Source organism: Borreliella japonica (assembly GCF_900099615.1).
In the GTDB taxonomy this organism is placed as follows: domain Bacteria; phylum Spirochaetota; class Spirochaetia; order Borreliales; family Borreliaceae; genus Borreliella; species Borreliella japonica.
In genome coordinates, this window is record NZ_FMTE01000009.1 from 8,080 (window position 1) to 20,487 (window position 12,408).

Below are 12,408 nucleotides of genomic sequence, written 5' to 3' on the forward strand. Positions count from 1 at the left end.
AACTTAAGGAATAATAACTTAAGGAATAATAACTTAAGGAATAATAACTTAAGGAATAATAACTTAAGGAATAATAATAAATATTAAAACAATATTTATTATTTGTGCCGTTTTTGAAATGAACTCATGCAAAAATTATGCCGATTTACAACAAGGTGGAAAAAAATCAAAGGATTTTTAGAAAAATAATTAATGCTAAGTGATGATCCTAATAGCCATATCAGTGAACCGGAATTAAAAACAACAGGAAATAGTGGTGGTCAACAACAAGAAGTAGCTAAAGAAACAGAGAGAGATATATAGATAGTTATGATGATAATAGCTATAAAGAAAAAAGCCCCCAAAGTGTTTTAAAAGATATTCAAGAAAAAATTGGAGATCCCACATAAATTGTACGAGACTCTACTTGAATATAGCCTAAAAATTGCAGATACTACAAACATACAAGTAAATATATACTAATTTTATAGTTTCTAGAAAATTGTTAAATACTGAATCATTATATTGATTTATGAAAATTAAATATTTAAATAATATCATTATAAAATGAATTTACAAACACAAGCATAAAAATCTATCTTCTCCTAAATTAGAACACAACCTAATTTTTAATTCATGCAACTACTAAGAAATATAGGACATTTACTATAAAAAGAATTCATCTTAGATAGCTTTATTATGTACTTATTTATTTTTTATTAAGAATCATTTCTTTTACTATTGACTTTAAACTTCAAAAGTTCTCTTATTTAAAAGATAAAAAAATTCATTTAGATTTATGGCAAATAATAATTATATGATAAATATAACCGCACTGAAAAAATTAAAATAAATTATTATAGACTGTTCTTGAGTAAAAATGATCATTATGTTTTAATTTGGATCGTTTTAAGGTAGAATTAATTGTTGCCTTAGGTTTAATGATTAATAAAAATCATATTTAAAAATATGACCCAATATAGCAAAATTATTCTACTATTAAAATATCTCTCAAGGAGGATTTTATTTTTAAAATAACAGAAAATAGTGCGCTTATTTTAATAGATATACAAAATGATTTTTTAGAATCGGGTGCTTTACCAGTACCTAATAGCAACGAAATAATTCCCTTGATCAACCAACTTCAAAATTATTTCAAAAACGTTCTTGCTACCAAGGATTGGCATTGTAAAAATCATGTAAGCTTTTCAAGCAACAAAAACGGAGGCATTTGGCCCATACATTGTGTCAAGAATACCTGGGGCTCAAGGTTTCCTAACAGTCTAAATACAAAAAGAATAAAAAAAGTTTTTTTTAAAGGTAAAAGTCGATACTACGATAGTTATAGTGGCTTCTATGATAATTATATAAAAACGAAACAAACAGGCCTTCAGTTTTATCTAAAAAAAAAATCAATCAATACATTATTTATAGCGGGATTGGCATTAGATTTTTGTGTAAAAGAAACAATATTTGATGCAATTAACTTGGGATTTCAAGTTTATTTAATAATAGATGCTACAAAAAGCATAACAACCAATCCTGAATTAATAATTCATAAACTTAAAAAGCTTAATGTATTAACTTGTTTTTCTAAGGACATCTTCGAAAGCCAAAGTAAGCTTAATCAAAAAAAGATGCCCTAACAATATTTAAGCATGGAAAAACAACTATTTACATAAAAAATATTTACTTTTTATTTTTTAGTGATAAACTTTACTTATCCAAAAATTTGCTTTATTATATAAGAATGTATAAAAACCAGCCGAAGTTGAGGAGGCAAAAGTGAAAGTTAATAAATCCCCACAAACAAAAAGTAAATATCAACACAAGCTTATTGCTTTAATTGCAACAATTGAATATGTCAACAAAATCAAAAAAAAATACTGCCAATCTGATATCCTTTATTATTTTAATGGAAACTTAAAGCGCAATGGGCAAAAAGAAGTTTCAATCAAAACGCTTAGAAACTACTTCTATAAATTAGAAAAGCTTGACATTACTATCAACTACTACAGACATCTGGGTATCAATATGGGAACCGAAATCTACTATACTCTTAGACATTCTAAAAAAGACTGCTACAATATAATAAACCAATACTTCAGAGATAAAAAAAAAGAAAGATTCCAAAAGCGAGTTAATTCATACATTAAAATAAATTATAGTAAAAAGGACAGTGTAAAAGATGGGGAGTGTTTTAATAATAAATATAATAAAGAAGAAAAAGATAATAAAAAGGAAATACAAATTAACAAACTAAAACTAAAAAAATATTCGCAAAAATGTAATTTTAGCGAAGACATTTCTTCATTCATTATCAATCTTGGTTTAAAGAAAGAAGAAGCCATAATACTTTTCAAACTTATAAGCAAAGAAAAATACTATTTCAAAAAAGAAATCAAAGACAATCAACAAAAGTCATTACAAAATAAAAGAAAAAATTTAATTTCAATTCTAAAAAAAACAAAAACAAATTTGATAAAAGAAGGTTACGACAAAGAAAAACTAAAGATCCAAATAAAAAACACATACCAGAAATACAAAAATAAACCCCATTTCATATTGGAAAATAACAAATATAAAGACCTTAGTAAAATTATGGAAAAAATGAAAGAAAATACTAAAAAATTTGAAATAAAAAAAAATAAAGATAATATAAAAAACAACATTTATAACATACTTTTAGATCAATTATGTTGTAAAACTAACAGAATAAATTTGAAATCAAAGATTAAAGAATATTTAGACAAACAAAAAAACCTAGAATACAGAAAAATATTTAATAATCAATACTATAATGAAATAATTAATCTAGTAGAACAACAAAATAATAAAAAAACCATTTTAACTAAGAGTTTAAGATGAAAAGTGTACTAGAAAAACTTAAAAACAAAAAAAAAGAAATAATAAGAGAAAGCAGAAAACCAGAAATTTTCATCAAAAAAGAAATTCTCAGCGGTAGAACAATATATCACACCAAAATGTTAATGGATCTACATAGATTTGAAATAAACAAATATAAAAAAAACAAATTTTTAATTCTTTTCAGAGAATTGTTTAATCAAGAAAAGTTAGAAGGACTCAACCTATTCTCTACAAGGGAAAATGACAAATTTCTAGGAATTTTCTATGGATACAGAAAACCTATAAAGAACATTATTACAAGATACAAAGTTAATGGTATTGTAAAATCATATACATTCTCCAAAATATATTATATAGAATTCAAATTTAAAAAAGGTAGTGTATTCTGTTATTTAAGAAGTCTTGCCAGACTAATAAAGAAAGAAAAGATAAATAAAAAATATTTTCAAGCATTTATCAATATGTTAAATAGGCTAGAAAAAGAGGTATATGAATTCTATCAAAAAGAATTACCAAACGGAGGAATCATAAACAAATGGATGGAGAAAATACCAAAATAATTGCCATTGGCTCAATTAAAGGAGGTGTCGGCAAAAGCACAAGTGCTATCATCTTTTCAACACTCCTATCTGAAAAATATAAAGTTCTTTTGATTGATGCTGATCCACAAGCATCAACCACAAGTTATTTTTCAGATATTTTAGAAAGACAAGGAGTAGATGTTTCAAAACAAAATATTTATGAAGTATTAACAGATAAAAAAAATATAAATTCTTCCACCTTTAGTCTAAACAATAACTTACACATATTGCCCAGTTACATATATTTATACCTTTTTTACGACGATAACATTCCCTTTAAAGAAACGAGATTAAAAGACAATTTAGAACTATTAAAATATAAATACGACTATATAATAGTAGACACCAGTCCTAGCTTAGGGATTATTTTAACAAATGTACTAGTTGTAAGCCACTATATAATAATTCCAATGACTGCTCAAAAATGGTCAGTAGAAAGTTTGCAATTACTAGAATTTGCCCTAAGAAGATTAAAATTAAAAATACCAATTTTTCCAATGGTAACTAATTTTAAGAAAAATAATACTTATAAACACTTATTGGAATTAATAAGTAAAGATGATAATTTTTTAGGACTCATTCATGAACGTGAAGACTTAAATAAAAGAATAGCAGAGAATGATAATTTTGATTTAAACAAAGATTACATAAAAGAATATGAAATTACACTTGAAAAGTTTTTCCAGTTATCGGAAAAACTTTTAACTTCATAATAAATAAGGAGATAGAATGGGTGTAAAATTCAAATATATGAATATAAAAATAAAAGATCGTATCAATACTATAAAAAATCAAAGTGAAAATGAGATTAGCTTTAACGAAGATAAAATTGAACGATTTCTATTTTTAAAAGAAAGACTGGTGATAAGCTTTCAAAAAGAAATTCATAATAAAATAGAAACAATGAAGATACTGAAGGAAATTAAAGATAAAGAATATTATAAATTAGATGGATACCAAAATTTTGAAATGTTTACTAGGAATTATAAAATAGCAAAAAGTCAGGCTTACGAATATTTAAGAATAGCAAATGCAATAGAAGAAGGATTAGTACAAGAAAAAGATATAATTGAAAACGGCATACAAAATTCTTTGTTCCTTTTAAAGGATAAAGAAGGGATGAAAATTAAAAAGTCCAATCGAAACTTTATTAGGCCATTAAGATTTCAGCTTAAAACAGAAAATGCATACATATATTATAAGTCAAAGGCAAAATTTACTAGTTTTTTATTAGAAAAATTACTTAAAGATAAAGAAGCATTGCTTAATGAGATTATGAAAGAGTATAAGAAATATAGGAATAAGTGAAATACTATTTATAACTCAAAGATTATAGAAAAGGTAATTCACTAAGACTTAACATTTTGTTATACAAAGGTCTTACACATCGAAATGTTTTCTAAAAGTATTTTTTTGATTAGCGTTAGGAAATATTCTATGCTTATAATCTTTGTTAAAAATAGCAAATTCTGCTTAATTATTGCCCCATGTTAGTTGCCGAATGTGGACTTAAATGTAAAAATGATGGGCTTTCATTTTTACATTTAACAAATAATGTCCAAGATATTTTATTTACATAAAAAACCTTTAACGAATTCAGTTGCGATAAGGACCTCATTAATTTATTACCAGAATTTCTTTTTAATATTTAAAATTCTAAATTTATTAATAATGTAAAAAAGCATTTTGAAAGTCTATAGGAAAAAATCTACTTATTTACATAAGTAGATTTGGAAAACTTATTCTTGATCTAAAAGTCTTTGTAGCATCTACATTTAAGGATTCCTTATTAATATCGTCAAAAAGTATATATTTAGAGCCAAAATAAACTTATTTATTAACAAAGAGTTTCAGCAATTAGAAAAAATTTTAAAGGAAAGTTTCTTTCTAAGAAGCAAAAATATTAGAGAAATCGTAGCCAAATTAACCCGGTTATTTTCAGACATTTTGATTAGATGATTTTTATATGGTTTCTTATCAATTTGTATTTAACTCTAATTTATAAAAATTTGATATTATAAATCATAAAAAATTTGTATTTTAAAGAAATTAATACAAGAATTAATTATATTGGAATAATTTTATTTTTTATCAAATACCAATATAGATTGGCATGAAAAACTGAAACCCTTTTCAAAATCTATCATTGATTAATCAAATATTTTTTAAAGTTTCAATATTTATATATTGAAGGATCCTTTCTACAAGATTTATAATGACTATTCTTTTATAATTTAATTATTAATATAAAATCACATAGGGCTTAACCATAAATACTCTTAAATTAAGAGCATTTATCTTAAGCCCTATAAAATAGACATCGACCAAAGTTAAGGATGCTTATAGTTAATAGCACCACTTGCTAGTATTATACTTCATATATGTTGCTGAAATCAATATATTATTTGAAAATAATATACTTTTTAAAGATAATAATTCTATTTTTGTATACAAAAATATCTAAATCGAATTTTAAAATTAGTCTCTAGAGAGAAGAGAGGTGAATAGTTTATAATTTTTAGCACAATTGCATTATTGGTTACTTTATAAATGTTTTTTGTTAAAAAACATTTTAGTTGAGATATTAAAAGAGGTTTGGGTATTATATAATTTAATATATTTAAATAATTTTAAAATGGATGAAATTTAAAACTTGTTTTAGAGATTATTTCGTTTTGAGCATGAAGTTTGTTTTTCTTTTTATAAAATTATTAAAAGGTTGTCATAATAATGAAAATATATGAAAATTCGATTTCTCTTTTTTTAAATTTTTATCCTATTTGTTTTTTCTTTAGATTAGTATAATGATAAAAGGTATGAAAGTGATAATATTATCACTTTTGTTTTTATTAATTTTCAATGTGTTTATTTTTTCTAGTGAATACTCTGAAGAAGTTGTTATTATAAATGAAAGTAATGGATCTAATTTAGGTATAATTCTTACATCAAATACTAAATTTGGATCCTTTGTTTTATGATATTATCATATGGGAAACATAGATTTACATTTTAATATACAAATTATAAATAGTTCAGAGATTATACTTAAAAAGATATATATATTAATGGGATTTCTATGATGGAGTATCCAATTAATACTTACTTTATTGATGGAATTAATCATTTTAATTTTGGTATGGATATATTTTTTGAAGGTGAAAAAGTAAATATACTAAGAAAGTTGGCAGAAACAAATGGAATTGATGTATATATTGAATGTTTCGATGAGATAAATAACGTGAAAAAGAAATATTCTTTCAAGGTAAGTAGGGGAAACAGCATGCATTTTTATAGTGTATTTGATATGATTTTTCATCAATGGATGGATTATTAATGAGTAGAATTTTATTTTACGAATGATTGTTAATCTGTTTTTTTAGTTTTTTTAAAAAAAAAGAAACCAATGTTATTTATAATAAAATTATTAAAAAATCAAAAGATATAGCCTTTACTGATGAGACTTGTACATCTTTTTTAAAGATGGCAATTTGAAAGAGCTAGTTTTTATAAAATTGGAGTTTATGGATACCAAGCTTGAGCATGAAAAGAATATGAATATGACAGGTTATCTGATAGATGCTTATAGAGAGCTATTAATTCCGGCTACAAGTTTGATTTTATAGTTCATGATAATAAAATTCTAGGTTTTAAAAGTGTAATTTTTGAAGGATTTGAAGATGCTCAAGTTTCAAGGCAGAAAATAATTTGCCAAGCGAGAAATGGCAACAATTAAAGGATTTTAACATTGGAGATCCAAATATTAATGAAAAATTTTTTCATTAATATTTCCTTTTACTGTAAAAAATACCTTGTGCGTTACCTTTTTCTAAAAGGTTTTTAATAAAATCAAAAAATTAAAACTATTAAAGATTGTTTTAATTTCTAATGAAGACAAAGAATATAAAATAGATATAGAAAATTTTTTATTAAAATATAATTTTTAATTTGAAATGAATTTTTTTAAAAATAGCATGTTGCTGGTTAAGATTGAAACGTTTTTATAAAATTTTCTTTCTATATAATAGAAGTGTAAAATTTTTAAATTAAGATATAAGGTGTTTTAAAAAATAAATTTATTTATTTTTTTTTATCAATTCTTTAAACTTAGGCATTTTTTCTTTGATTTCTTTTTTTATTTCTATTTTGTATTTTTCGTTTTTTTTAAACAAGACTAAACTAAGTGTTAAATATTTCAAGAAATCTTCTGGAATCATCATTATGTTTCCTATTCTGATATAACATTCGAAAACCTCTAGTTTATATCTTAAATGGCTTTTTGTTATTTTATAATCAAATTTGTTTTTAAGGATTTCTTGAGCTTCAGAAACTTTGTAAAATAAATATCCTTCTATCATTCTCATGAAATAAATATAGGTTAATTCATTAATAAAAAAAAGTTCAATATACACCATATATATTTATATGGTGTATATTGTAAGGTGCAAATTTTATGGTTTTAATAGTTTTTCCATTTCTCTCCATTTTGGAAAAGCTATTAATTTTATTTAGGCGCCCATTTTTAATGGTGCCTATGTTTTTAACAATTATTAAGTACAAGCTTTGTTCTATGTGCAATTTTCATATCAAGCTTTAGATTTATTTATCCCTTGGAATGCCTTAAAGCATAAGTTTCAAATTTTGGTTTTAATGTGAGTAATAAAACTGAAAGTAAATTTTGTTAAGTCAAGGTATTTTTTAAATGAAAATCTAGGTTTTTCTTTAAATTTAAAATTTTAATCGATGAAAGCAGTTTTTTACATATCTTTTAGTGATTTTTCTATTGAATCTTTAAGACTTTCTAATGTGCGGTTTAGCTTTTCTAAGCTATTGTTAAAATTTCCACTCTTTTCTATTATAAATTGGCCTAAATATTTTTAATTATTATTTCATAAAGTTGTTCAGTAGACTAAACATTTTTAATTACTACTCATGAAGTTGTAAAGCGTTCTAACTATGTTGTTCGCACTATTTAAATTTTAATTTTTTTAATAAAATTTTTGCAAAAAAAGTGGGACTTAACCAAACTCTCTTTAAAAAGAATCTTGTTAAATACCTACTATATTATTATTTTTTGAAAATTGAAATAATAGGTAGTTACACTGAAATAAGTTCAAATAACTACGCTGTTTGTAGCATAGACTAACTTATCATTAAAATCAATTTTAATGATAAGTTGAATAAGGTAATCTTTTTAGTGAATTATAGAATCTGCTTAAGGATCAAAAAAAGGAATTCGAAAATATAATAAATAAGTCCAATACTAAATGAGTTATATTAAGAGTAATTTAGAAGCATTGGAAAAATCTTTAAGAAAAAGAACGACTTCTTTTTGAATAAAAATGATAATTTTAAAAAATTTACGAAGCTGTAAATCGTGTAATTGATTAAAATGATTGGATAAATTGTAATGTTTTATTGAATGATCGTTCTTATAGAGCCTAAAAATCTATTATGGTAAGAAACAAGAAGCTATTTATATAATTTTAAATTTTAAAATAGCAGTTCAAGGGTACCCTTTATATAAGGTAAATATAATTTTTTTGTACTAAATAGAGATATTTTGTTTGTTACTTTATAGAAATGGCGATGTATTTCGTTATATAACTAAGAATCTATATAGATTCTTATAGGAGAAGATATTAAAAAAAATATTTTATTAATAAATATGGTAATGCTAATAAAATTTAGAAATACAGAATGTAGCTTAACAGTAATTAAAAGAAATATTTTTCAAGAGTGTTTAAATGTGTAAGATTTTTGTATAACAAAATGTTAAGTTGTAAGAAAGATTATTATGAAAAGAGCAAGAAAAAGCCTTAGTATTTAATCCCAAGTAGGTATTTGATAAATTAAAATTGTAATAATTTTACTTCTTTTAATAAAAAAGTTTATTAACTTCTGGTGGTAATCTGACTTAAAATGCCTTATGATTAATTATCATAAGGATTAACTTTAAAGGAGAGGAAAAAACATGAAAGTTAAAAACAAATATTTAGCTTTGGGATTGCTTTTTGGTTTTATCAGTTGTGATTTATCCATGAGAAATGAAATGAAAGAGCAATCTCTTGGTTTACTTGACGATAAGAATTCTATTTTAGATACTAATGAGGAATATATTAAAAAAATCTTAATGAAAGGCAAAAATGGAGTTGATGAAAATAAATACAAATACAAAGACGGTAAAGGTGGCAACAAAGAAACATCTACTTATCCTGTAAAAAGAGAGTCTACTAATAATAGTAATAATAGTAATTTATTGCAAAAAACTGCAATGTCAGAAGAAAATAACTTAAATTCCAAGTTATTGGTAGAACAATCCAAAGAACCTAGAAAAGAAAAAATACAAAAGCAACGAGATGATCATGAAGGAATAACTCTTGGGGGAAGTTTAAATTTCTCTTCTCTTAAAGGTGAAAGTGGTGAATTGAAGGAAACTATTGAAAGCAATGAAATTGATTTCACCATCGATTCTGATTTAGGATTGAATAGTGGCTCAATTCCTATTTCATCAATGCATGAAATAGAGGAAGAGGATCATTATAATTGGAGTGATTATAATGATTATTACAAGCATTATTATGGTTATGACGATTATTATGAGGAAATGAAATTAAGCAATCGATATGAATCTTATCTAAAAAGTGTTGAATATAATGTAAACTTAGCAATTAAAACAATTAATGAGATATATAATGATTATACATTATTTTCAACAAAGCAAACCCAAAGGTATTCTACACGCCTCGACAGCGCTACTAAAGCTAAAGCTGAAGAAGAGGTTAAAAGGTTTACAAAAGAAGATCTTATACACAACCTTAAAAATTTGTTATATTATATTCAAGTAAGTGTAAAAACTTCACAAAATTTTATATACATAAGAGAAATAGATGCAAGAAACAGATTGGCTAAAATTGAAAACGAAATAAAAAATTTAATTTCAAAGGTCGAAAAACAATCTCATCCATACGAAGCATATAAGGAAACCCCAACTATAGTTCTATTAGTTAGAGATTCTCTTAAAGAAGTGCAAACTGCCATTGATAAAAATGGTGTTTGGTACTAATTTTTAAAAAATAACAAAGAATACTTCACCTATAATTTCTATGATATTTAGGTGGAGATTGATTTGTTTGAGATTTTATGCAGAATAACTATTATTGGTTGAATTATTATCCATTAAATAATTCTTCAATGTTTTCACATTGTTCGATTTTAAAGGCTGTTTTAGATCTTGCTTTTAACCTCTGAAAAAGAAATTAAAAGCAAGATCTAAATTTGAATTGCTTACTAAACTTTTTGAAAATAAAAAAGATATTTTACTGGAGTTGGTATCTAAATATGAAAATCAAGAAAAATTTTTCTTGATTTTCATAGGAAGCTTATGCTATCCCTAGCTTAGGAGGCAATTTTATACCTCTTTTATTAAGTAACTTTTTTTAAACGAAAGTTGAAATCCGTTTGTTTCAATATCAAAGTTGGTTTCAAAACTTGCAAGTGAAATGCCAAGTTTTTTTCTAAGATTTGCATTGTATCTATTTGCAAATGTAAATGGAATAATAAGCAAGGGGTTATATAGGGTGCAATAGTTGCGATGCTCTCTATTTCTACTAGTGGTTAATCCAAGACTATTTAATATCCCCTTATCCCCGCCCTTTTTTTAGGTGTGTGTGTGTTGGGGGGGGGAGCAGTGCTGATACTATGCTAGAGACTCTTTGGTCGTTATCACACTAATTATTTGCTTCGATTAAAGCCAAAGCCTCTTTTTTTTTTAAAAAAAAAGGAACTAAGATAGTGCTTAAGAATTTTTAACCAATGATATTGTTTGCTGTGTAACAGGGGACTAGCGTGATGGTGCATCTCTCTAATTATTAAAGATTGCCTTCAGTGTTGACAACAAATATTACTGAAGAGCACATATACAAAGATTTCATTCGGGTGGGAATGGAGCAGCTAATAGCTCGAGATTTGTCAAGAAGGTATCATCACAATGGGCTTGCGTATAAAGATTTAGAAAATTTAGAAAAACAATTCGGTTTAAGTTTGATAATCTTGTTTTTGAGATCTCTTTTGTAGAGAAGAATTTGCAAAAAAGGGTATATCTAATTTAGACGCTAAGATAGATTCTGTAGAAAGGAATTTAAATACCCAAAATATATAATTTGGTACAAGATTTAAAAGAAGAATCTTGACGAAAAGCTAGAAATTATAAAGAATATTTACCAACAATTAATTAAATTTTAGATATAATTTGCTTTTGCAATTTATTAATATTTTTTTAAATTCCTATATGTTTTAGGCAGCTAGCATTAATGTATCGTTTTAGAGTATGTAAATTTTTGCAAGGTTTCTTTTCAGTAAAAAAATTTGAAATTAGATTCATAATAGTAAATTTGGTTCCAGTAGTGCTGTTTAGATAATGATTTAGATTGCCTTGATTGAGTTTTAGAGGTTCAAGTGACTTAATGTAATTAAGTTTTTGCTATAAATTTAATATACAAGGTGTGTTGACTAGAAAGATGTTTTGTGAGTTAGAGTTGTATTTTATTTCATTTAGTGTTTCTTTGATTTTGCAATCAAAGAGTAAGCAATTTTTAGTTGTTTAGTAGTAATTTCAATACCAAATATATTGTTTGCCACATAATTAATTCTAAGTGCATTAATAGATGCTAGTCTATCTTTGTCTAGATTTTCAATACATCTGGAAATTTCATTAGAGCAAATTATAGAATATGTTTGAATTTGTAAACCGTTATCCAATTTATAAGAAAGTATATCGGATTTGAAATTGTAAAGAGTTTCGATATTTTGATTTTTTAGATGAATTAATGGCATTCTAGAAGCCACAATGATTCCTAGTAATTGTTGGTGGTTAGTGCTGGAAGAATTGATAAGATGTTTGCTAATTAGAATGAATTTGTCGGATTTATTCTATAAAAACTTTTCTGTTTAGCAGATTTGCCTTTAAAAAATAAGTTGAATA

Annotated in this window: 13 protein-coding genes and 4 pseudogenes; 13 read left to right on the plus strand and 4 right to left on the minus strand. The window is 24.7% G+C overall.

Features of this window, described 5'->3' with window-relative positions; genetic code table 11:
• The first annotated feature begins 1,034 nt into the window (after positions 1 to 1,034).
• The 5 genes from BLO14_RS05180 (at position 1,035) to BLO14_RS05200 (ending at position 4,736) form a co-directional block, all read left to right on the plus strand.
• On the plus strand, positions 1,035 to 1,625 hold the full coding sequence (locus BLO14_RS05180) for an isochorismatase family protein (RefSeq protein ID WP_236736408.1): 591 nt from the start codon (positions 1,035 to 1,037) through the stop codon (positions 1,623 to 1,625).
• 139 nt (positions 1,626 to 1,764) lie between these two features.
• Complete coding sequence (locus BLO14_RS05185; protein WP_091973714.1) at positions 1,765 to 2,847, plus strand: plasmid maintenance protein; 1,083 nt, start codon at positions 1,765 to 1,767, stop codon at positions 2,845 to 2,847.
• Positions 2,844 to 3,407 carry a DUF226 domain-containing protein gene (locus BLO14_RS05190; RefSeq protein WP_091973717.1) on the plus strand — a complete coding sequence of 188 codons (564 nt, stop codon included), beginning with the start codon at positions 2,844 to 2,846 and terminating at the stop codon, positions 3,405 to 3,407. Before BLO14_RS05185 ends, BLO14_RS05190 begins: the two co-directional genes overlap by 4 nt.
• Entirely contained in the window at positions 3,383 to 4,141 is a 759-nt protein-coding gene (locus BLO14_RS05195) for a ParA family protein (protein ID WP_091973720.1), read from the plus strand. The genes BLO14_RS05190 and BLO14_RS05195 overlap by 25 nt, the downstream gene beginning before the upstream one ends.
• Before the next feature lie 16 nt (positions 4,142 to 4,157).
• On the plus strand, positions 4,158 to 4,736 hold the full coding sequence (locus tag BLO14_RS05200) for a chromosome replication/partitioning protein (RefSeq protein WP_091973721.1): 579 nt from the start codon (positions 4,158 to 4,160) through the stop codon (positions 4,734 to 4,736).
• A gap of 72 nt (positions 4,737 to 4,808) precedes the next feature.
• On the opposite strand, the gene BLO14_RS06270 is transcribed toward BLO14_RS05200, so the two are convergent.
• Positions 4,809 to 4,889 (minus strand): helix-turn-helix domain-containing protein, encoded by an 81-nt coding sequence (locus BLO14_RS06270; protein ID WP_413783462.1) that lies wholly within the window; start codon positions 4,887 to 4,889, stop codon positions 4,809 to 4,811.
• Positions 4,890 to 6,244: 1,355 nt separating this feature from the next.
• On the opposite strand from BLO14_RS06270, the gene BLO14_RS06155 reads away from it, so the two are divergent.
• From BLO14_RS06155 to BLO14_RS06245, 5 genes and pseudogenes are all read left to right on the plus strand, one after another.
• Positions 6,245 to 6,406, plus strand: coding sequence for a hypothetical protein (locus BLO14_RS06155; protein ID WP_236736404.1), 162 nt, complete (start codon positions 6,245 to 6,247; stop codon positions 6,404 to 6,406).
• Between the two features lie 101 nt (positions 6,407 to 6,507).
• The gene (locus BLO14_RS06160) at positions 6,508 to 6,762 is read left to right on the plus strand and encodes a hypothetical protein (RefSeq protein WP_236736405.1); all 255 of its coding nucleotides are present in this window, start codon (positions 6,508 to 6,510) and stop codon (positions 6,760 to 6,762) included.
• A gap of 154 nt (positions 6,763 to 6,916) precedes the next feature.
• The gene (locus BLO14_RS06235; protein WP_330220017.1) at positions 6,917 to 7,051 is read left to right on the plus strand and encodes a hypothetical protein; all 135 of its coding nucleotides are present in this window, start codon (positions 6,917 to 6,919) and stop codon (positions 7,049 to 7,051) included.
• A gap of 14 nt (positions 7,052 to 7,065) precedes the next feature.
• Positions 7,066 to 7,211 (plus strand): annotated as a pseudogene (locus BLO14_RS06240) (hypothetical protein).
• A gap of 95 nt (positions 7,212 to 7,306) precedes the next feature.
• A complete protein-coding gene (locus BLO14_RS06245) occupies positions 7,307 to 7,372 on the plus strand; it encodes a hypothetical protein (protein WP_330220018.1) in 66 nt (21 codons plus the stop codon).
• A gap of 129 nt (positions 7,373 to 7,501) precedes the next feature.
• Here BLO14_RS06245 and BLO14_RS05215 read toward each other — a convergent pair whose 3' ends face one another.
• Entirely contained in the window at positions 7,502 to 7,837 is a 336-nt protein-coding gene (locus BLO14_RS05215; RefSeq protein WP_236736406.1) for a hypothetical protein, read from the minus strand.
• Positions 7,838 to 9,146: 1,309 nt separating this feature from the next.
• Between BLO14_RS05215 and BLO14_RS05220 the strand changes: the two are divergent.
• Both BLO14_RS05220 and BLO14_RS05225 read left to right on the plus strand, forming a co-directional pair.
• Positions 9,147 to 9,239, plus strand: a pseudogene (locus tag BLO14_RS05220) (helix-turn-helix domain-containing protein); the annotation flags it as partial.
• 160 nt (positions 9,240 to 9,399) lie between these two features.
• Positions 9,400 to 10,491, plus strand: a complete 1,092-nt coding sequence (locus tag BLO14_RS05225) for a ferrous iron transporter A (RefSeq protein ID WP_091973725.1) — start codon at positions 9,400 to 9,402, stop codon at positions 10,489 to 10,491.
• A gap of 345 nt (positions 10,492 to 10,836) precedes the next feature.
• On the opposite strand, the pseudogene BLO14_RS05230 reads toward BLO14_RS05225, so the two are convergent.
• Positions 10,837 to 10,989 (minus strand): annotated as a pseudogene (locus BLO14_RS05230) (P13 family porin); the annotation flags it as partial.
• 314 nt (positions 10,990 to 11,303) lie between these two features.
• On the opposite strand from BLO14_RS05230, the pseudogene bdr reads away from it, so the two are divergent.
• A pseudogene (gene bdr, locus BLO14_RS05235) lies at positions 11,304 to 11,577 on the plus strand (Bdr family repetitive protein); the annotation flags it as partial.
• Between the two features lie 401 nt (positions 11,578 to 11,978).
• Here the strand turns inward: bdr and BLO14_RS06165 are convergent.
• On the minus strand, positions 11,979 to 12,272 hold the full coding sequence (locus tag BLO14_RS06165) for a hypothetical protein (RefSeq protein WP_236736407.1): 294 nt from the start codon (positions 12,270 to 12,272) through the stop codon (positions 11,979 to 11,981).
• Positions 12,273 to 12,408 lie beyond the last annotated feature (136 nt).